The organism is Anaerotignum faecicola (assembly GCA_024460105.1).
GTDB lineage: Bacteria > Bacillota > Clostridia > Lachnospirales > Anaerotignaceae > JANFXS01.
The window spans coordinates 22,797-45,279 of sequence record JANFXS010000001.1 but is presented as its reverse complement, the minus strand read 5'-3'; the positions used below and the strand labels follow the sequence as shown (position 1 = coordinate 45,279).

The window sequence follows — 22,483 nt, the reverse complement described above, 5'->3', positions numbered from 1 at the left end:
TTGTAAAACCGGTGTCTTTATTTACATAAACATGTTTTATTTTAATTTCTTTTTATGGTATAATTCTTAATTATCAAATTTTAAAATCAGGAGAATTGTTATGCTTCTATCAGTTGAAAACATATATAAAAATTATGGAATGAAAGAACTGCTGAAAGACGTTTCTTTGTATCTTAACGAGGGAGACAAAATAGGAATTATCGGAATAAACGGTACGGGAAAGAGTACGCTTTTAAGAATACTTGCGGGCTATGAGGAGCCTGACAGCGGAAAGACATGGTTTAATCCTAATTTACAAATAAGCTTTTTAAGACAGAATCCGATTATGAACGACAATAATACTGTTTTGGAACAGGTTTTTGAAGATATGCCTGAAGAGTTTAGAATGTTAAATGAATATGAGGCAAAAACAATGCTGTCTAAGCTTGGAATGAATAATTACGAACAAAAAATCGGCGCTCTTTCAGGAGGACAGAAAAAAAGAACTGCATTGGCGGCGGCGCTTATACATCCTGCCGATGTTCTTATACTGGACGAACCGACAAACCACTTGGACAGCGACATGGTTGCGTGGCTTGAGGAATACCTTATAAAGTTTAAAGGCGGGTTAATTATGATAACCCACGACAGGTATTTTCTTAACAGGGTTGTAAACCGTATAACGGAACTTGATAAGGGGAAGATTTACAATTATGAGGCGAATTATTCCAAATACCTCGAACTGAAAGCTTTAAGGGAAGATATGGCTATAGCCAGCGAAAGAAAAAGACAGGCTATATTAAAAAAAGAATATGCATGGATTATGAGAGGGGCGAGGGCCAGAAGTACAAAAGCAAAAGGCCGTATTGAAAGATATGAGGAATTAAAAGCGGCAAATGGTCCTGAGTTTGACGAAAAGATAGAGATGTCGTCGGTTTCAAGCCGTCTTGGCAGAAAAACGGTTGAACTTAAACATATTTCTAAGAGTTTCGACAAAAAAGAAGTAATTAAAGACTTTACTTATACTGTGCTTAGAAATGACAGAATTGGAATTGTAGGCAGGAACGGCGCCGGAAAAAGTACTCTGCTTAATATCATAAGCGGCGAGCTTAAACCGGACAGCGGCAGCGTTGAAATGGGTGGAACTGTTAAAATCGGATATTTTTCCCAGGAAAATCAGAAGCTGGATAACAGTATGAAGGTTATAGACTTTATAAAAGAAATTAATAATTCAATAAAAACGCCCGACGGTGTTATAACCGCAAGCCAAATGCTTGAGAAATTTTTATTTTATCCGGATCTGCAATATTCCCTGATTGGAAAATTAAGCGGCGGCGAAAAAAGGCGGCTTTATCTTCTGAGCATACTTATGGAGGCGCCTAATATACTTCTTCTTGACGAACCGACTAACGATCTTGATATAGAAACGCTTACTATACTTGAAGACTATCTTGAAAATTTTAACGGCGCTGTTATTGCGGTATCCCATGACAGGTATTTTCTTGACAAGACGGCCGAGTTTATATTTGAAGTAAGGAGCGATGGCGAAATCGTAAGATATACCGGGAATTTCAGCGATTATGAAGCAAATAAGACAAGCGAAATTAAAGAGAACGCCGCAAAACCGAAAGATGAGAAACAGCAGCAGCCAAAGCAGAGAAAATTGAAATTCAGCTACAACGAACAAAGGGAGTATGAAACAATCGCACAGGAAGTTGAAAATCTGGAAAAAGAGATTGAAAAATGTAATACGGATATGGCGGGCTGTTCAAGCGACTACGCAAAATTAAATGAGATTATTGAAAAAAAGGACGCGCTGGAGCAAAGGCTCAGCGAGAAAATGGAGCGGTGGTTATATTTGGAAGAACTGGCCGAGAAAATAGCCGGCGGACAACAAGAACAATTTTAATATATGAAAAACGTAAGGATTCCATGAAGTATTCGTAAAAGCGAATTTTAAGGGATAAATGTAAACTGTATGATGTATGTTGGGCAAAGCGCAGAATGGGATGTTTTTGGTTTCCGAAATGAAAAAACGTGCAAACTCTGCCGGGCAAAGTGTTTTATGGGATAAACTTTGGCAAACTTAAATTGAAATTGAATTAAATCCGGCGTGCGGCCAACGAAGTCAAATTAGTGAAAGTAAAATTAAAGCGATAAAACATTATAGAATTTATTGCGGGCGGTTTATGATATATTGGGAATGGATGTATTTAAATAATTTCAAAAGACTAAAATTTTAATTTTACGGATATGTTAAATATCTGCAAAACAGCATTTATTTATATGAGATTAATAACCGTCATGGCAATTAAGCAAGAGGGACTATACAGTGTGATTGCGCGCAATTAAAATTTGAATGACAAAAATTTATATTGTGAAATCTATCTATATACGGCAGTAATTTACTGTGAATAGCTATTATCCGGTAAATGGAAAAAAAGATGTTTTATAGAGTTTAACGATTTATCAGCGGAGTTTTATGCGCCGCTTCGGAAATTGATCTAAAAAAGTATTTATATTGTCCGTGGTTTATAATTTTATAATATCTGTATATATAAATTATAATTTTAAATTACCAAGGAGATTATTTAATGCAAAAAACAGGCCCGATTTTTAAACTGATTATTTACAGTTTAAGAATTGGGCTTTTACTTTAATTAATTATGTGACAATGGTGTGTCTGTTCTGACTTCAATATATTATCTGTCTATATTAAAAAATTTGTTTTATGCCCGTGGATGCGATTTGGAATATACGTCCCTTAACTTATTTTTGTTAATTTTAGCATAAACCTGAGTTGTCGAAATATCGGCGTGGCCAAGCATTTCCTGCACGCTTTGTATATCACAGCCGTTTTCAATTAAGTGTGCGGCAAACGAATGTCTTAGCGTATGAGGTGTTATATCGCCTTCGATATTTGCTTTTTTGGCGTATGTTTTTATTATTTTCCAAAAGCCCTGGCGCGTCATAGGGCTGCCGTTGCAGTTTACGAATAAAATGTTTTCCGCGCTGTTTTTAATTAAGAACGAGCGGCTTTTTTGTATATATTCATTTAATGAATTAACGGCTTTTGATCCGATTGGTATGATACGCGGCCGATCCTTTGCATTGCAGATTATATATTCTTTTTCAAGATTGATATCTTCAAGTTTTATATTGATAAGTTCGGTAACACGCATACCCGTAGCATATGAAACCTCAAGCATGGCCTTGTCGCGTATACCTTTAATGTCGGAAACATCGGGCTGGCTCATAAGAAGCTCCACATTTGACGGAGACATAACTTCAGGCGCCTTTTTTTCAACTTTCGGCGCCTCAAGCCCTAACGTAGGATTTTCTTTTATAATTCCTTTAGTAAAGAGGTATGTAAAATAAGCCCTCAGAGAAGCAAGATTCCTCGAAACAGTTGAACTTGCGCGGTTTGTCTTTTGCAGGCTGTACATATATGATATAATATTCGTGCTGTTAACCTTTTCGGCGCTGGTTACGCCTATAGATTTGATATAGTCAAAAAAATTCCGCAGATCGCGAAGATATGAAGCTATTGTATTTTCCGATGAGTTTTTCTCCTGCTTTAAATAGTCAGAAAAGTCAGATATATTTTCCACTGTTATTTTCTCCTTTAAAAATTAAAGAGGTGTAGAAAAGTATTATAAAACTTTTTGCAAAAAATGTCGATACTTTTCGAATATTTTTCGACAAAATATATATTTTGTGTGAATTTTCTGTTAATCGGGCACGTTGTTACAGAAATATGCCGACTAAATGCACGTCGATTAATGCGGCGAATGAAATAGGGACGGCGGAAATTAAAAGTATAATTACATGTTCCGTTATTTCGCGTTCCCTTTCGCGCGGAAGGTTTGATTTAGGATTTCTGTGGATTTTATAACAGTTTAATGATAACTGCGACGATGACGAAGCGGTAAGAAACATTGCGATTAGGAACAGTACATATTTTAATGCCGACGCAAGAAATCCAAGTTTATTATTTTGCATAAGCAATACGGCGCATGCGGTTCCGTAGCTGAAACCACATAGCCCACATACCGGCGGGACACAGAATATGCCTATGCTTGAAAATCCGACAAGCCATAAAAGGAATATGTATTTGCCGAGCGTTATGAATGATTTTTCAAATGTTTCGGGATAATATGACGCGGCATCCAGATTATATTTCATTGCGATTAATATTCCCGCCGCCGCGCCTAAAGCAAAGAATAAGCAGATAATAGAAATTATTATCCGCTTATGATTGATATTTTTAACTATAATCATTGCAATACCCCCTTGTAGTAAAAAGGTATGCATGTACAGAAAAATTATGCTTGATATATTTTTTTAATATTCTCTATTTTTGAAAACATATTTTGCATAAGCAAATCTGCAACAGTTATTGCCGCCATTGCTTCGACAACTATTACTGCCCGCGGAACTATAACGGGATCGTGCCGTCCTGTTATTTCTATTTCTCTGTTTCGGCCCGAACTGTCAGATGTTTTCTGCATTGCCCCTATGGACGGGGTTGGCTTAAAAGCTGCCCTGAATATAAGGGGGGAACCGTCGCTTATTCCTCCAAGTACGCCGCCTGAGTTATTTGTGATTTTTTTAATGTTTCCGCTGCCGTCAGCAAAAAAACTGTCGTTGTTTTCAGAACCTGACATTACGGCAGATTTGAAGCCGCTTCCTATTTCGAACCCTTTTACGGCCCCTATTGAGAAAATTGCTTTGGCCAAACAGGCGTCGAGTTTATCGAAAACGGGTTCTCCCAATCCTGCCGGAAGGCCGTTTATTATACATTCTATTATTCCGCCGGCAGAATTTCTGTTTTTTATACATTCGTCAAGGAATAACGACGCTTTTTCGGCGGCGGCGTTGTCAGGCATATAAAGCGGGTTTTTCTTAATTGAGCCGAAATCGTTTTTTTCACATTCGATATTTCCAATTGATTTCGTATATGTTAAAAAATTTATACCTATTTCGGCAAGTATTTTTTTGGCTACGGCTCCCGCGGCTACACGGCTTAATGTTTCGCGTCCCGAAGAACGGCCGCCTCCGCGGAAATCCCTGAACCCGTATTTTTTCTCAAAGGTATAATCGGCATGGCCCGGCCTGAATATATCCGATATGAGGCTGTAATCCCGCGGATTTTGATCCTCGTTGAAAACTGCTATTGAAATGGGCGTTCCTGTTGTGCGCCCTTCAAATATGCCTGAAAGTATAACGGCTTTATCGCTTTCAGTGCGCTTTGTGCCGTATTTGTTGCTCCCGGGCTTGCGGAGATCAAGGTCGCGCTGTACATCTTCTTCGCTTAAAGGAACGCCGCACGGACAGCCGTCAATAACGACGCCAAGCGCTTTGCCGTGGCTTTCGCCATAAGTAGTAACTTGAAATACTTTGCCGAATGAAGAGCCGGACATATATGTTTCCTCCTTGTAACGGTTTTTGATTTATTTTAACATAGTCGGCATATGTTGGCAAAATATTTCTTTATGGCGTTATATATATATGGTATACTTAAACGGGTGATTGATTTATGATAGACAGCGGTCAGAATAAAATTGCAAAGCTTATAAAATCCCTTGAAAACAGGAAATACAGGGACAAGGAAAAGCTTTTTACGGCGGAGGGGCTTAGGTTTACGTCCGAAATACCGAATGATTATGAAATTTTGTTTTATGCGGTTTCGGAAACATATGCGGATGAAAATGACGCGGGGCTGTTGGAAAAGAGGGCAAAAGTACATATTTTCAGCGATAAGGCGTTTAAGGACATAAGCAGTACTGACAACCCCCAAGGCATTATGGCGATTGTTAAACAAAAAAGCTATAGTGTTCCGGATGTTATAGATGCGGCGGGAGGCAACGGCATGTTTATAATGGCCGAAAACCTTAACGATCCGGGAAATTTGGGAACTATCATAAGAACTGCCGACGCCTGTTCTTTCAGTGGGGTTTTCATTTCATCCGGGAGTGTGGACGTTTACAGCCCTAAAGTTTTGAGGAGCACGATGGGTTCCGTATTCCATATACCAGTTATAAGAAATGCAGATATATGCGAATGTGCCGGATTTTTGAAAGAAAACGGTATTTCAATGTATGCGGCGCATCTTGGCGGGGAAAAGACGCCGTATAGCTTTAATTTTAAGAAAGGGTGCTGTTTTTTGATAGGAAACGAAGCCAACGGCCTTAGTGGGAAGGCTTTGGATTTGGCAGACGAATATATTAAAATACCTATGCCCGGAAAGGCGGAAAGCCTTAACGCTTCCGTTGCCGCCGCCGTATTGATGTATGAAGCGGTAAGGCAGAGGATTGACATGGAGTGATTAATATTTGATTTTTGTATATTTTTTTAGTATGATTTATTTATTAATATTGTCAAAAGTTTCAGAAGGGTGTGGCTTATATTATGAAAATAGGAAATTGTATTATCGCCCAGTCGGGCGGTCCGACGGCGGCAATTAATGCAACGCTTGCAGGAGTTTACAGCGCCGCGGCGAAAAACTTTGCCATTGGGAAAATTTACGGCGGTATGAACGGGATTGAGGGGATATTAAATGAAAAGCTCGTTGACCTGAAAACGGTTTTGGACAATAAGCAGAATTTAAAACTCCTTAAAGTTACGCCGTCGTCTTTTCTCGGCTCGTGCCGATATAAAATAAAGGGCGGAGAAGAAGGCAGGGAAGTTTTTAAAAGGATATTTGAAATATTTGAAAAATATAATATTAAGTACTTTTTCTACATAGGCGGGAACGACTCTATGGATACTATCTTGCAGCTTAAAAAATATCAGGAAGAAAACGGCGGGGATGTTTCTTTTATAGGGGTTCCTAAAACAATAGACAATGACCTTGTATGTATCGATCATACTCCCGGTTTCGGCAGCGCGGCGAAGTATATTGCAACGACAATTAAAGAAATAGCGGCAGATACAGCCGTTTATGATATGGACAGCATTGTTGTTGTTGAAGTTATGGGAAGAAATGCAGGATGGCTTGCATTAAGCGCCGGGCTTGCAAGGAACAGCCGCGGAGAATGTCTTGCAGATCTTATATACCTTCCGGAAAATGTGTTTGACTATGACAGCTTAATCGGCGACATAAAAAGAATAATGGAAACAAAACGCCAGCTTGTTATAGTTGTAAGCGAAGGAATTAAATTAAGCGGCGGCAAGCTGATTGCAGAATCCGACGTTAAGGACAGTTTCGGCCATGGCCAGCTCGGAGGTGCCGCAAAAGTTGTTGAAGCGGTTATAAAAGAAAAATTAGGGGTTAAGACACGTTCTGTAGAAATAAACGTGCTTCAAAGATGTGCGGCGCATATGCTGAGCGCCCGCGATATTAACGAGAGCGTTATGATTGGCGAGGCGGCTGTTGAGGCGGCGTTTGAAGGAAAATCGGGAGTTATGGTAACTTCGGAAAGGGAAAAGGGAAATGTATACAGCCTTAAAATCGGAACGGATGATATAACGAAGATAGCCAATAAGGAAAAAGTTGTTCCGGAAAGCTATATGAATGAAAGCAAAAACGGCGTTTCCGAGGAAGGCCTCAAGTACCTTGAGCCGCTTATAATGGGGGAAGTTGAACCTATATATGAATGTGGAATTCCGAAACACCTTGTTTTAAAGGATTTTTTATAATATAGATGAAGTTTTGCGGCGTTTGCAGTGGAATGCAGACGCCGCCGTTGTTTATTTGTTTTATTATTCTGAAGGTAACCGGCATTTTTAAGCTGAAAATATGTTTGCGGGATAATCGGCCCCTTCTGTGCTCGGAAGGGGCCTGTTTTTATAAAGATATAGGGCGGTAAATATATAGCTTTAATTTACGATTATGCGGCGGATTAACGCAAATACATTTTTTATTAACTGGCGACTTGCATAAACTGCTAAAAACTGCCGGAAGAACTAAAATGAAAATAATCGCCGAAAAAAAATATAGTCATTCATAAAATTTGCAGCGCGCCCAATTCCATAGCATGCGGCGTCGGTTATGAAATTCTGTTTCGCGCCGTATTTATTTTAGGGAAAACTTTTAACTATAAATTTAAAAAAGTTTCTATATCGCGGGATATAACGTCAAGCGAGGAACGCCAAAAATCAGACGATGTTATGTCTATTCCCGCCATAAGGGCAACGTCTTTTAAATCGGATTTTCCGGTTGCGCTCAGTATTTTTACATAGTCGCCGGCAAATTGACTGCCTTTTTGCATATAAATGCCGTAGAGCCCTTTTGCAAAAAGAAGGCCGAAAGCATACGGATAATTGTAGTAGTTATAATCTACGTCATAGTAGTGGGGCTTAAGCACCCACATATATTTATGCATAAAATCCGGATTAAGGCCGCATCCGTAGGTTTCTTTCTGGGCGTTAAGCATAATTTCGTTGAGTTCGCTTTCTGTCAGGGAGCCGTTTTTCCGCTTTGAAAAAACAGTGTCCTCAAATATAAAACGGCTTAGTATATCCACTATTATTTGAGCCGCGTCGGATATATCGGTTTCAAGTATTACTGCCTTTTCTTCGTCGGCAGCGTTTTCCATGGCGGCATTTTTGACAAGCGTTTCACAGAATGTGGACGCTGTTTCGGCTATAGGCATAGGATAATCGCTGTTGAGGAATGTTTCGTTGTCTAGGCAAGCGCCGTGGTACCCGTGGCCTAGCTCGTGCGCAAGAGTAATAACATCATTAAAGTTCCCGCTGAAATTAGCGAGTATACGGCTTTCTTTTATTGAATGGAGGTTAGAGCAGAATGCTCCTCCGCGTTTGCCGTTTCTCGGATAAACGTCTATCCAACTGTTGTCAAAAGCTTTTTTTGCATAATTTCCGAGGGCCGGGCTGAATTTATAAAAGTTTTCCATTATAAAAGTTTTGGCCTCGTCATAAGTAAACGACATATCCGTTTTTCCTATGGGGGCGAAAAGGTCGTAAAACGGAAGGCCGTTTTTATGGCCGAGCATTTCGGCTTTTTTTGCAAAATATTTCCTGAATACAGGCAGATATTCTTTCATTGACTCAAGCATTGGATTTAATACGTCAAAATCCATTCTTGAATTAAAAAGAGTCATTTCAAGCGGAGAGGAATAACCGCGCATTTTTGAGCATGTAATAACTTCGCCTTTAATTGCGTTCAGGCAGGCGGCAGACGTTTGAGAAATTGTTTTAAGCGCATTAAGTTCGTATTCATAAGCTTTTTTGCGCAGGGCGGCGTCAGATGAATAAGCCATGTTCCTGATTTCCGGGAGAGGATATTTTTTGCCTTCCATTTCAACTTCAAGCGTTGAATTTATCAGTTCCCACAATTTCATAAAGGCTAGGGAACCTGTGACGCGCATTTTGGCTATAATTGTTTCTTCGCCGTTTGTTAAAATGTATTTGCTGTTTTTAATTATGGTTTTAAGGTAATATGAATGTTCTTTCAGCAGGGGGCTTGAATTAATAATTTCTTCTGTGTTTTCAAGAGAAGAAAACCATTTTTCAAAACTTGTTTCACAGGAGGCCAAAGAAGTTTCTTTTTCTTCCGTTAATTCAAGGTTTTTGAGCGCGTTGCCGTCGGAAGCGTCGGCGCTTAAAACAAGTTGGCAGTATTCTGCAATCTTAGACGAAATATCGCCGTACTTATTCATAAAATTGATATAGTATTCTGTTTTTTGAACGGCGTTTTCATTTGAATTCAGGGATTCTGATACCCATTTTTCCAAAGCTTTAATATTTTTTTCAATAAAGTTTACGTCGTTTTTGAATTCAGGGCTTTCAAACGACGCGTAAAGTTCTTTTAAACTCCATGTGTCCATAAGTCGACCTCCTTGAAGATGTTTTTATACTTTCCTTGAATTTAAGGTTAACATTTAACACATGATAATGCAACAAATAGGTGGAAAAAATGTACAGATTAAAGTATAATATTAACATTATTATTTTACTTTAGAAGGAGCGAAGATTATGAGGGAAAACTGGAAATTGGAAACCCAGGCTGTACAAGGAGAGTATTGGCCGTCAAATGCACAGCCTAGGGTTTTGCCTATTGTTCAAAGCACTACATATAGGTATGACACATGCGAAGAACTTGCAAAAGTTTTTGATCTTGAACAGGATACATGCATGTATACAAGGCTCTCAAACCCGACGACAGACGCTTTTGAGAAAAAAATGGCTTTAATGGAAGGAGGAGTGGCCGCTATAGCGACTTCTTCCGGTATGGCGGCTACAACTCTTGCAATACTTAATATTGCAAAAGCCGGAGACAGTATACTGGCTTCAAGCACTATTTACGGCGGAAGCTTTACCCTTTTTACAGGTACTTTCAAAGATCTGGGAATTGAGGTTATCGTATTTGATCCGCTTCTTTCTTATGAAGAAATTATAGCCCTTGCAAAGCCTAATACAAAATGTATTTTTGGAGAAACTATCGGAAACCCGCTTGTTAATGTTATAGATTTTGAAAAATTTTCAAAGGTTTCAAAAACGCTTGATATACCTTTTATTGTCGACAATACTTTTGCAACGGCAGCGCTCTGCAAGCCTTTGGAGCTTGGGGCGCATATAGTAGTTTACTCGTCAAGCAAATATATAGACGGACATGCGCAGGCGTTAGGCGGCGTTATTGTTGACGGCGGAAACTTTAATTGGGATAACGGCAAATTCCCGGGGCTTGTGGAGCCTGATGTAACGTATCATGGCGTAAGTTATGTAAGGGATTTCGGAAAAGCTGCTTTTATTACTAAATGCAGGGCGCAGCTTATGAGGAATATGGGTATGACGCCGTCGCCGTTTAACAGCTACCTTATGAACCTTGGCAGTGAAACGCTTCATTTGAGGATGGAAAGGCACAGTGAAAACGCCCTTGTTATGGCTAAGTATCTTAAAAATCATCCTATGGTGTCTTGGGTTAAATATCCGGGGCTTGAAGATAATGAATATTACAGCCTTGCAGAAAAATATCTTCCGAAAGGCGCAAGCGGCGTTTTAACTTTCGGAGTTAAGGGCGGCAGGGATGCGGGGCGTAAATTTATCAACGCTTTAAAACTTGTGGCTCTTGTTACGCATGTTGCGGACGTAAGAAGCTGTGTGCTTCAGCCGGCAAGCACTACCCACAGGCAGTTAAGCGACGAGGAGCTTGTTGCTTGCGGCGTTTCGGCCGATATGATCAGGTTCTCCGTAGGAATTGAAAATACCGAAGATTTAATTGCTGATTTTGAACAGGCTTTTGAAAAATGTAAATAAATACTAATTGAGTTCCTTGCGAAAGGGTGATGTATATTGGGAAGTTTCTTTGGCGTTGAAGAGATTTCAAAGCTCTTAAAGGTTGAATATGCCGATCCGCACAGCATATTGGGCATGCATGAAACTGAAAGCGGCGTTGTTGTCAGGGAGTTGATCCCGGGGGCTGAAAACATAAATGTTATTGACAAGGAAAGCAAAGAAACATATGCTCTTAAGTTAGTGCATGATTACGGTTACTTTGAAGGTATTATGGACAGCCGGAAAAAGTATTTTGAATATCTCCTTGAAGTTGATTTCGGTGACGGAAACATTTGGACGACTGACGACCAATATACATTTCCGCCTGTTATAAGCGAATATGATATGTACCTTTTCGGAGAAGGAAACAACTACAATATTTATGAAAAGCTCGGTTCGCATTTATGCACTGTAAACGGCGTTGAAGGAGTCGGTTTTGCCGTTTGGGCTCCCAATGCCAAAAGTGTCAGCGTTATCGGGAACTTTAATAACTGGGATCCGCGCAGAAGCATGATGAGGCTTTTGGGTAAAAGCGGTATTTGGGAACTATTTATACCCGGCGTTAAGGAATTTGATATATACAAATACCATGTTAAATGGCAGAATGGATTTGTTGTTGAGAAAACTGATCCGTATGGAAATTTTACAGAGCTTAGGCCGAATAACGCGTCTATTGTTTATGACGCCGGCGGATATTGCTGGAATGATGAAAAATGGATTGATTTTAGGGAAACAAACGATATATATAACCTGCCTATGAATATATATGAAGTCCATTTAGGAAGCTGGATGCGCGTGCCTGAAGAAGGGGAGCGTTTCCTTACGTATATTGAGCTTGCCGAAAAGCTTGTTGAATATGTTAAAGAAATGAATTATACACATGTTGAGTTTATGCCTTTAACGGAATATCCTTTTGACGGAAGCTGGGGGTATCAGGTAACCGGATACTATGCTCCTACAAGCAGGTACGGAACTCCGAAGGATTTTATGTATTTGATCGACACGCTTCACCAAAATAATATAGGCGTTATAATGGACTGGGTTCCCGCACATTTTCCGCGGGACATGAACGGGCTTGCACGCTTTGACGGAACAGCCCTCTATGAACATGAGGATTCGAGGCTGGGAGAGCATATAGAGTGGGGGACTTATATATTTAATTATGGAAGGAATGAAGTAAAAAATTTCCTTATTGCCAACGCTTTATACTGGATTAAGGAATTCCATATAGACGGGTTAAGGGTTGACGCTGTCGCGTCGATGCTATATCTTGACTACTGCCGCAGTGACGGACAATGGCTCCCCAATAAATACGGCGGAAGGGAAAACCTTGAAGCCGTTGAATTTATAAAGCATATGAATTCTATTATAGACAAGAAATATAAAGGCGTTATGATGATTGCCGAGGAGTCGACGTCGTGGGAAGGCGTTACGAGAAACGCCGATTATAACGGCCTTGGATTCAGCCTTAAATGGAATATGGGTTGGATGAACGACTTTTTAAGCTATATTAAAAAGGAAACGGTACACAGAAAATATCATCATAATTATATTACATTCAGCCTTATGTACGCTTTCAGCGAGAACTTTGTACTTGTGCTTTCTCATGATGAAGTAGTACACATGAAAGGTTCGATGATGTACAAAGTTCCGGGAGATATGTGGCAGAAAACGGCCAATTTAAAGGTGGCATACGGTTTTATGTACGGACATCCGGGCAAGAAGCTTATGTTTATGGGAAATGAAATAGGGCAGTTTTCCGAGTGGAGCGAGGCGAGAAGTCTTGATTGGCATATACTGGAAAATGAATATCACAAAAATCTTCAGACATATGTAAAGGACTTGAATAAATTATATTTGGAACAGCCGGCTCTGTGGGAAAGGGACTTTGACGGGAGAGCCTTTGAGTGGATAGAATGCGACGACAGCCAAAGGAGCATAGTGGCGTTTACAAGACATGGCATAAAAAGGGAAGAACAGCTTTCTATCATCTGTAATTTTACGGAAACCCCATATGAAAACTTTATTATAGGAGTTCCCACAGACAAAGATTATAAGGAAGTTTTCAACAGCGATGATTTTAAATACGGCGGCACCGGCAGAATTAACGGAAACATAATTAAAAACAGGCTCTGCGGCTGCAACAGATGCGCAAACAGCGTTGAGATAACATTGCCGCCGCTTGGTTTTGTCGTTTTAAAACCAATATATTAATTTTTACATTAAAGTTATTAAATGCTGAAAATATTATTCAAATCTAGTTGACTTGAACAAATATTTTGTGTATAATCCTATAGTATGTGGCATAGGGCACTATTATCTGAACCCTTGCAACACGGAACTTTTGTAACCGAAGGGAGGGAAATTCATGTCAGAGGTAAAAATTAAAGAGAATGAATCCTTAGATAGCGCTCTTCGTCGTTTTAAAAGAAATTGTGCCAGAGATGGTATTATGGGTGAAGTTCGTAAAAGAGAACATTACGATAAACCTAGCGTAAAACGTAAAAAGAAATCAGAGGCTGCAAGAAAACGTAAATTTAAATAATCAGTCTAAAAAGGAAGTATTGCTATGTCTTTAAAAGAGAAGCTTTTGCAGGATATGAAAGATGCGATGAAAAATAAAGAAACTATCCGCAAAAACACTATACAGCTTGTTCGCAGCGGTGTGCTTCAAATTGAAAAAGATAACAAAGTTGAGCTTGACGATAGCGGCGTTATTGACGTTATTGCAAAAGAACTTAAAAAACGCCGTGATTCTCTGCCGGAATTTGAAAAAAGCGGCAGGATGGATTTAATAGAAAACCTTAACAAAGAAATTGAAGTTTTGCTTGCATATTTGCCTGAACAGTTGTCAGAAGGCGAGATCAAGCAGATTGTTCAGGATACTATAAATGAAGTTGGGGCGACAACTATGAAAGACATGGGCAAGGTTATGGGTGCAGTTTCACCTAAAGTAAAAGGCCGTGCCGATAACAAAATAGTAAGCGGTTTTGTTAAAGAACTTCTTACAAAATAATTTAAGCATTAAAAGGGGCAGATTTTTATTTGCCTCTTTTTATGTTATTTAATTTTAATATTTGTGATGCATATTCATTTAATTGTTACATAACGTCTTATAATTTAGGATATTAATTATTGCAGTTAAAGTTTTATATGGGGATATTTCAGAAAGGATAATATTATGAAAAAAATAATGAAATTTTTGGCAGCGGCAATTGTATTTATAATATCATTTTCGCAGGCCGCGTTTGCCGGCAGTGATACGTCTATAACGGACGACGGTTTTATTCCCGCTACGGTTGAACAGTTTGTTTATTTGTTTAATATGGAGTTTGGTTCTAAGCCGGAACTTTTAATAAGTAATTTATCCAAGTATGACGGCAATGCAAGCAATGACGAAGAACATGATATATATGTGGGCACATTGGGAAAAAGCACTAGTATTTTGATTTGGGCTGATAAAAATACGGATAGAGTATATGGCGTTGGGCTTTTTCAAAATACTGCAAAAGCGGCGGCAGACGTTTACATTCAACGTGAAATATATTCGGGTGCGGTTACTTTAAGCGGGCTCTTTTGCGGTATTGATAAAAATAATGTAAAAGATTTGGAGGTAATATTTCCCGGGCTTGATCTCAATGCAAGAATAAAACCATATTCGACCTGGAATAAATTTGGAAATATTGTTATTGGACTTGATATAAATGAAAGTGAAATGAGTTTTATTACGTTTGTTGACCTTGACAATAAAAAAATTAAAATTGCTGTAAATGATGAATTTATTGATCTTACAACGGCGCCGGAAATAATTGACAACCGTGTATTTGTGCCTGTGAGGGGATTATTTGAAAATTTGAATGCAGAAGTCCTTTGGAACGGAAATAATAATTCTGTTACAATAAAAAACAATGAAAAAGAAATAGTTGTAACATTAAATTCGGCTGAAGCATTTATAAACGGCAGAAAAGTTAGTCTGGATACGCCTCCGCAGAACGTAAATGGGAGTATATTTGTGCCGGTTAGATTTATATCGGAGGCGCTTGATGCGGAAGTTCAATGGGATGCCGAAAATATGGTGGTAGACATCAGCATAAGTAACTGACGGTAATTAAATAGTTTTACTATATTATAAAGATGAATATTTTAAAATAATATGGTTTGACTTGTAAACCGAAGACAGCTTCAGTTTACAAGAGCGCACACGGTTTTAACAGGCGTTAGCGGCGCAATAGCCGTGTTAAAGCCTTTGCCTTGCTATTATGCTGCTGACGTCCGTTAAAACTCTCGACCTCAAAAGGAAAAAATTTTTGAAGTTTAAGGCGCATATGCACATGCATAGCGGAGCCTATGCCAAGCGTATATAATGCGGAAATGCGAAAAAATTTCCCTTTGAGGAGGGAGCGTGTCGTTCCTGTAAACAGGAACTGTCATAGTTGAAAACAACAATATAAATTAATACATATATCAATAGGAATAAGATGTGATTGCAATAAAAATACCGATGGACAAACGTGATTTCAGCAAATTTATTGAACATTCAAATATTTTCGGATTAACGCGAGATACAATGAGAATATGTTTGGAAAATTGGTATTAAGATGCTCCGAACCAATTCATTGAAGATATGAGAGCAGATTTTGATACGGTGATGACACTATACTGTTTTTATAACGCTATGGTTTCAGTTGATAAAAATTATAATTTTGAACCTGAATTATCTACTATTACATGCAGGATTACCATAAATGATGCTGAAGATAACTATTGTATTGCTTATTGGTCTGTATTTGATTTCGATTTGAATATAATTGATGATATAATTTCATGAAAGCATAGGACGTTATCAATCAAGCGGGGCTGTCAATACTGATTTTGTGCATTTATTTAAAGTATCGCAGAATAACAGTATATCGAAAATATGATATTCTGCCAAAATATAGCGGCAACTAATGTTTGTATTGGAATGGAGCTCTGTTATAATCGCATATATTTTCGGTTTAATGGCATGGATTGCTTAATACAGTATAACAACAAAATATAGAATTGCGCCGGTAAATAAGAAATAATTATTTAGAATTTATAAAAAAGAGCCTTATGTTTATATTATTTCAAAATAAGCAGGCACTTTTAAATATATAGGCCATAATAAAAATTTTATTTAATTATAAACAACAGTAGTATTTAAAGCGTTTTTATGATATAATCAGCAAAAAGGGATTGGTTAATATTAACAATCTCTTTTATTTTTAATAAGGAGATGATGCCATTGCCGATGATGTTAATGATTACTGCCATTATAATTTTTATTTGCGTACTGTTTAATAAGCTTTCCAGCAAGCTCGGTATCCCAATGCTTCTTGCGTTTATAGCGCTCGGTATATTTTTTGGGGTTGACGGGGTATTTAAAATCTATTTTGAAGATTATAAATTTGCTGAAAATATTTGTTCGGCCGCCCTTATTTTTATTATGTTTTATGGCGGCTTTGGTACTAAATGGGAAGAAGCTAAGCCCATTGCCGTTCAGGCTGTAATGCTTTCTTCGGCCGGAGTTATACTGACAGCCGGCATTACAGGATTATTTTGCCATTATGTTCTTAATTTTGATATGCTTGAAAGTTTTCTTTTAGGTTCCGTTATAGGCTCAACAGACGCCGCCTCAGTTTTTTCAATACTTAGATCAAAAAGACTCAATCTTAAATATAATACGGCGTCTATGCTTGAAGTTGAAAGCGGAAGCAACGACCCATGCTCTTATATGCTTACTGTTATAATATTATCGCTTATGCAGGGCGGAATGGACGGGGCAAGTATTTTGTATATGATTTTCGCACAGTTGGCCTACGGCGCGTTAATAGGCGTTATTATTGCGTTTTTGGCAATTCAGATGCTTAAAAAATTCAGGTTTGCAACAGACGGTTTTGACGCCGCGTTTGTATTGGCCGTTGCTGTTTTCTCATATGCCTTACCTACGGTTTTGGGAGGAAACGGATATCTTAGCGCATATATCGTAGGGATTATACTCGGAAATAATGAAATAAAAAATAAACGCTCTCTTGTAAGTTTTTTTGATGGGTTCACAGGACTTATGCAGATGCTCATATTCTTTTTACTCGGCCTTCTTTCAACGCCTTCAAGAATGGCGGAAATTTTTCCGCTGGCATTTATTATAGCCGTTTTTGTAACTTTTATATCAAGGCCGGCAGCCGTAACGGCTATACTTATGCCTTTTAGATGTAAGATAAATCAGATTGTGCTTGTTTCATGGGCTGGGCTTAGAGGAGCGGCGTCGATAGTTTTTGCCATAATGGTTACTGTAAGCGACGCTTACGTTAAAAATGATATTTTTGATATTGTGTTCTGCATCGTACTTCTTTCTATTGCTTTCCAAGGGACTCTGATACCGTTTTTTTCAAAAAAACTGAATATGGTTGACGATAATGCCGACGTACTCAAAACTTTCAACGATTATATAGACGATGATGAAGTACAGTTTATACAGCTTAATATAAACGGCGGGCATCCGTGGAAGAACAAGAAACTCAAAGATATAGTCCTTCCGAATGAAATGCTTATAGTATCGCTTTTAAGAGGCGGCGAAACCGTTATTCCTAAGGGAAATACAGAAATAGTTGACGGGGATACCGTTGTTTTGAGCGCTCCTGCATTCCATGGAAAAGCGGACGTTACATTTTCGGAAATCAGCATCGGAAAAAACAGCGGCAAAAAAAATAAACGAATTGCCGATTTAAAATATGGAAAAGATGAATTAGTCGTAATTATAAAGCGGGATAATGAAAGGATAATACCAAATGGGGATACAATAATAAGAGAGAACGATATACTTGTAGTAAGTTCAAGAACGTGACAAAGTTACAGACAAAATAATTTTTTTATAATAACATAAATTTGAATTTTAAGGAGGAGTTTAATTTGGCTAAAGTAAATCCAAATGATAAGGTCAGGGTTAAAGGTATGGGGTTCCTTCATGACAGGAATACTGACGATGAATTTAACGGAAGGGTTATAACGGAAAACGGAATGATGACAGCCGAACAGCTTATAGCCGTGGGAGAAGCGGCAAAGAAATTCGGGAATGGAAACGCCGCCTTTACTTCAAGGATGTGCGTAGAAATACAGGGCATACCGTTCGACAATATTGAGCCGCTTCAGGAATTTTTGGATAAGTACGGCTTATATACGGGAGGCACAGGCGACAGGGTGCGTCCGGTTGTCGCATGCAAAGGCAAGACGTGTGTTTTTGGCCTTATACCTTCGGTAGACGTTGCCAAAGAGATTCATGACAGGTTTTATACCGGATACAGGAATGTCGAACTGCCCCACAAATTTAAAATAGCAGTCGGCGGATGCCCTAATAATTGCGTTAAGCCGGATCTTAACGATATAGGAATTATCGGCCAGAGAAAACCGGCTGTATCAGTTGAAAAATGCAAAAGCTGCAAAAAATGTATTGTTGAATCGGGATGTCTTATGAACGCGGCTAGGAAGAATTCGGACGATAAAATTGAAATTAATCGTGAAGTATGCAACTTATGCGGAAAATGCATTAAAAACTGTCCGTTTAAATGTATTGACGAAGAAATAAACGGCGTTAAAATTGTTATAGGCGGGCGCTGGGGAAGGGAAGGCAAAAAAGGGAAATACCTCAGCGGAATATATACATTAAGCGACGCTATGGACATTATCGAAAAAATAATACTTGTATACAAAGACAATGCATTTAAAAAAGAGCGTTTTGCCGATATGATTGACAGGCTTGGTTTTGAGGCTGTGGAAAAGGCCGTTCTTGACAGTGATATTTTAGACAGGAAAGACGAAATAATTAATAAGGAGATACCAAAGAAAAATTAAAGGCGGGGGAATGAAATGAAAGTTTTAATTGTAGGCGGCGTAGCCGGCGGGGCAAGTGCGGCGGCGCGCATACGCCGGCTTGATGAAAATGCCGAAATTGTTATTTTTGAGCGCAGCGGTTATATTTCATATGCAAACTGTGGACTGCCTTATTATATAGGCGGTGAAATTGAAAAAGAAAGCAGCCTTACTCTTAACACACCGGAAGCGTTTGCGGGAAGGTTTAATGTGGATGTTAGGGTTAATGCGGATGTTATCGCGGTTGATTCAAATAACAAGAGCGTATGTGTAAGGAATGTTTTGACAGGTGAAACATACGGCGAAAAATATGACAAACTTATACTTTCGCCGGGGGCAAGGCCCTTCAGGCCGCCGGTTGACGGGATAGAAAGCGGAAGAATTTTTACGCTTAGGACTGTTAACGATACAATTAATATAAAACGGTATGTAGTTGAGAATGGAATTAAGAGCGCCGTTGTAGTCGGAGCAGGGTTTATAGGGGTTGAAATGGCCGAAAACCTTGTAAATCTTGGTATAAATACAACGGTTGTTGAAAAAATAGATCAAGTCCTTGCTCCGTTTGACTATGAAATGGCATGTTACATTCAGGGACATATGAAGGAAAAAGGCGTGCGTCTGTGTCTTGGGACGTCGGTTATGGCCTTTGAAGATACTGAAGACGAAATATTTGTTGTTACTGATAAGTATGGAAAAATTGGTTCTCAGATAGTTATACTTGCAGTGGGCGTTGTGCCGGATACTTCGTTTTTGGATGGCTCGGGAATAAAAATGGGAGCCAAAAATTCCATATCCGTCGACGAGAATATGAGGACAAATATTAAAGATATTTATGCAGTCGGCGACGCGGTTGAAATAAAAAATATTGTGACCGGCAAAGACACGCTTGTTCCGCTTGCCGGGCCGGCTAATAAGCAGGGCAGGATTGCCGCGGATAATATTTGCGGCATAAACAGCATATACAAAGGCGCTCAGGGATCGTCGGTTTTAAAAGTATTTGATTTGACTGCCGCTTCTACTGGCATTAACGAAAGACAGGCTAAAATTGAAGGCTTAAATTATGATATTGCAATACTTTGTCCTCCTTCGCATGCTACATACTATCCAAATTCAAAAGACCTTGTAATGAAAGTTATTTTCAGCAGGGACAGCGGCGTTATACTCGGAGCTCAAGTTATCGGTGAAGAAGGGGCGGACAAAAGGTGCGACGTATTGGCATGCGCGGTCAGAGGAAAACTTACGGCGCATGATCTTACAGAGCTTGAGCTTTGTTATGCTCCGCCGTTTTCTTCGGCAAAAGATCCTGTAAATATGGCCGGATACTTAATTGAAAACCTGCTTTCAGGAAGGGTAAAACAGATACACTACTGTGATATTGACGGGCTTGATAGGGAAAAGTATTTTATACTAGACGTAAGGAAGGACAACGAATTTGAAGAGGGGCATATCGAAGGAGCGTACCACATTCCGCTTGATGATCTAAGGGAAAGGATAGGCGAAATTAACGGGGCTAAAGGGAAAATTATCTGTGTTTGCTGTAAAACAGGGGTACGCAGTTATAACGCATACAGATTCCTGACGCAAAATGGTTTTGACTGCATTAATACAGCCGGAGGATATTATTTTTACAGCGGCGTAAAAAAAGGCTTGTTTGATAATGCGCCTCATCATAGCTGCGGTATAAAAATAGAATAAACGTATTGTGTTTATCGGAAATTTGTGTGGGAATGATTTTCAGGCAAAAGCTTGACGGAGAAAATAACGGCCTTAAAAAATGTATTATGGAGAATGTATTTTTTATATAACATAATATATAAAAACGCTTTCGTATTTTACGGAAGCGTTTTTATTTTATTGATTTATATATTATATCTGCCGGTAGTTTTTGTAATTTTTAAGCGTTTTTATGAATAGAATATACGGGCTGTTAAATACGTTTTGGAGGTAAAATGCCATGATGCAGACAATTTCTGAGTTTAACGGAAAAATTAACTCTTTTATTTGGGGACCGTTTATGTGTACGCTTTTTGTCCTTGTGGGAATGTACTTTTCTGTCAGAACCGGATTTTTTCAAATTTTTAAGGCGCGTTATTGGTGGAACAATACGGTTAAGGCGATATTTACAAATAAAAGCGTTACAAAATCAAACGACAAAAAATCAATTTCACAGTTTCAGGCATTAACTACGGCGCTTGCGGCCACTATGGGAACGGGCAATATTGCAGGAGTATCGACGGCTATAGTTGCAGGCGGGCCTGGAGCCGTGTTTTGGATGTGGGTTTCGGCATTTTTCGGGATGATGACAAAATATGCCGAAGTTGTTTTAAGCATGAAATACAGGTGTAAAAACGAAAAGGGCGACTGGATTGGCGGGCCGATGGTTTTTATAGACAGGGGGCTGGGCGTTAAATGGCTTGCGGTTATGTTTGCGGTTTTCTGTATTTTTGCATCTTTCGGAATGGGAAATATGAGCCAGGCGAACTCGGCGGCAAGCGCGCTGAATTCTGCATTTGGAACGGATAATTTGCAAGTGGGGATTATACTTGCGGCGCTTACGGCTCTCGTAATTATGGGTGGAATTAAAAGAATTGGATTTGTAACGGAAAAATTTGTGCCGTTTATGGCGGCGGTATATACAGCCGGGGGAATAATACTTATTTTTATGAATTATAAGAATATCCCTTTTGCCGTTGAAAGTATAATCGACGGGGCGTTTGGTATAAAAGCGGCGGGCGGCGGTGTTATGGGGTATACAGTATCGCAGGCGATGAGATTTGGAGTTGCGCGCGGTGTGTTTTCAAATGAAGCGGGCTTGGGCTCTTCATCAATGGCGCATGCGGCGGCGGACTCGAAAGAACCGGTCCGCCAGGCTATGTGGGGAATATTTGAGGTTTTTGCCGATACGATAGTTATGTGTACAATTACGGCCTTTGCAATTCTTACAACGGGCGTTATCGGTTCTCGGGGAGCTGACGGCAGTTTACTTAACGGAGCGGCGCTTACTATATCGGCTTTTTCCGAAGGTTTTGGAAATTTTGCGGGAGTGTTTATTTCTGTAGGAATAGTTTTCTTTTCATTTTCGACGCTTATTGGTTGGAGCTATTATGGGGAAAGATGCGTAGAATACCTTTTCGGGCTTAAATATACTAAATATTATAAGTTTATATTTATCATATTTGTTGTTATAGGATGCGTTTCGTCGCTTGATCTTGTTTGGGAAGTTTCCGATACATTTAACGGTATGATGTCGGTGCCGAACCTAATAGCAATAATGATGATGAGCGGCCAGGTTTTTGATGAAACAAAGAAGTATTTACATAAAAAGAAAAGGAGTTATAGCCTATATAAAAAAGCATTTAATAAATAAGCATTTAATAAA

16 protein-coding genes are annotated in these 22,483 nt (G+C 39.1%); 12 read left to right on the top strand and 4 right to left on the bottom strand.

The window, feature by feature from the left end:
• Window positions 1-100: 100 nt before the first annotated feature.
• Window positions 101-1,888: an ABC-F family ATP-binding cassette domain-containing protein gene (locus tag NE664_00195; protein MCQ4725087.1), complete on the top strand. Its 1,788-nt coding sequence runs from the start codon at window positions 101-103 to the stop codon at window positions 1,886-1,888.
• An 820-nt stretch (window positions 1,889-2,708) separates the two neighbouring features.
• On the opposite strand, the gene xerD is transcribed toward NE664_00195, so the two are convergent.
• From xerD to aroC, 3 genes are all read right to left on the bottom strand, one after another.
• Window positions 2,709-3,590: a site-specific tyrosine recombinase XerD gene (xerD, locus tag NE664_00190; GenBank protein ID MCQ4725086.1), complete on the bottom strand. Its 882-nt coding sequence runs from the start codon at window positions 3,588-3,590 to the stop codon at window positions 2,709-2,711.
• Between the two features lie 136 nt (window positions 3,591-3,726).
• Window positions 3,727-4,260 (bottom strand): stage II sporulation protein M, encoded by a 534-nt coding sequence (locus tag NE664_00185; GenBank protein MCQ4725085.1) that lies wholly within the window; start codon window positions 4,258-4,260, stop codon window positions 3,727-3,729.
• 44 nt (window positions 4,261-4,304) lie between these two features.
• Window positions 4,305-5,402 (bottom strand): chorismate synthase, encoded by a 1,098-nt coding sequence (aroC, locus tag NE664_00180; GenBank protein ID MCQ4725084.1) that lies wholly within the window; start codon window positions 5,400-5,402, stop codon window positions 4,305-4,307.
• A 116-nt stretch (window positions 5,403-5,518) separates the two neighbouring features.
• On the opposite strand from aroC, the gene NE664_00175 reads away from it, so the two are divergent.
• A complete protein-coding gene (locus NE664_00175; protein MCQ4725083.1) occupies window positions 5,519-6,307 on the top strand; it encodes an RNA methyltransferase in 789 nt (262 codons plus the stop codon).
• An 83-nt stretch (window positions 6,308-6,390) separates the two neighbouring features.
• A complete protein-coding gene (locus NE664_00170) occupies window positions 6,391-7,620 on the top strand; it encodes a 6-phosphofructokinase (GenBank protein ID MCQ4725082.1) in 1,230 nt (409 codons plus the stop codon).
• A 398-nt stretch (window positions 7,621-8,018) separates the two neighbouring features.
• Here NE664_00170 and NE664_00165 read toward each other — a convergent pair whose 3' ends face one another.
• A complete protein-coding gene (locus tag NE664_00165; GenBank protein MCQ4725081.1) occupies window positions 8,019-9,770 on the bottom strand; it encodes a M3 family oligoendopeptidase in 1,752 nt (583 codons plus the stop codon).
• A gap of 145 nt (window positions 9,771-9,915) precedes the next feature.
• On the opposite strand from NE664_00165, the gene NE664_00160 reads away from it, so the two are divergent.
• From NE664_00160 to NE664_00120, 9 genes are all read left to right on the top strand, one after another.
• Window positions 9,916-11,199, top strand: coding sequence for an O-acetylhomoserine aminocarboxypropyltransferase/cysteine synthase (locus NE664_00160; protein MCQ4725080.1), 1,284 nt, complete (start codon window positions 9,916-9,918; stop codon window positions 11,197-11,199).
• 36 nt (window positions 11,200-11,235) lie between these two features.
• Window positions 11,236-13,431, top strand: a complete 2,196-nt coding sequence (gene glgB / locus NE664_00155; GenBank protein MCQ4725079.1) for a 1,4-alpha-glucan branching protein GlgB — start codon at window positions 11,236-11,238, stop codon at window positions 13,429-13,431.
• 154 nt (window positions 13,432-13,585) lie between these two features.
• Window positions 13,586-13,762 (top strand): 30S ribosomal protein S21, encoded by a 177-nt coding sequence (gene rpsU, locus NE664_00150; GenBank protein MCQ4725078.1) that lies wholly within the window; start codon window positions 13,586-13,588, stop codon window positions 13,760-13,762.
• Window positions 13,763-13,786: 24 nt separating this feature from the next.
• Window positions 13,787-14,233 (top strand): GatB/YqeY domain-containing protein, encoded by a 447-nt coding sequence (locus tag NE664_00145; GenBank protein ID MCQ4725077.1) that lies wholly within the window; start codon window positions 13,787-13,789, stop codon window positions 14,231-14,233.
• 165 nt (window positions 14,234-14,398) lie between these two features.
• Window positions 14,399-15,319, top strand: coding sequence for a copper amine oxidase N-terminal domain-containing protein (locus tag NE664_00140; protein ID MCQ4725076.1), 921 nt, complete (start codon window positions 14,399-14,401; stop codon window positions 15,317-15,319).
• 1,170 nt (window positions 15,320-16,489) lie between these two features.
• Window positions 16,490-18,082, top strand: coding sequence for a potassium/proton antiporter (locus tag NE664_00135; GenBank protein ID MCQ4725075.1), 1,593 nt, complete (start codon window positions 16,490-16,492; stop codon window positions 18,080-18,082).
• Between the two features lie 65 nt (window positions 18,083-18,147).
• Window positions 18,148-19,086, top strand: coding sequence for a (4Fe-4S)-binding protein (locus tag NE664_00130; protein ID MCQ4725074.1), 939 nt, complete (start codon window positions 18,148-18,150; stop codon window positions 19,084-19,086).
• Window positions 19,087-19,101: 15 nt separating this feature from the next.
• Window positions 19,102-20,799, top strand: coding sequence for an FAD-dependent oxidoreductase (locus NE664_00125; GenBank protein MCQ4725073.1), 1,698 nt, complete (start codon window positions 19,102-19,104; stop codon window positions 20,797-20,799).
• 259 nt (window positions 20,800-21,058) lie between these two features.
• Window positions 21,059-22,471 (top strand): sodium:alanine symporter family protein, encoded by a 1,413-nt coding sequence (locus NE664_00120; protein ID MCQ4725072.1) that lies wholly within the window; start codon window positions 21,059-21,061, stop codon window positions 22,469-22,471.
• Window positions 22,472-22,483 lie beyond the last annotated feature (12 nt).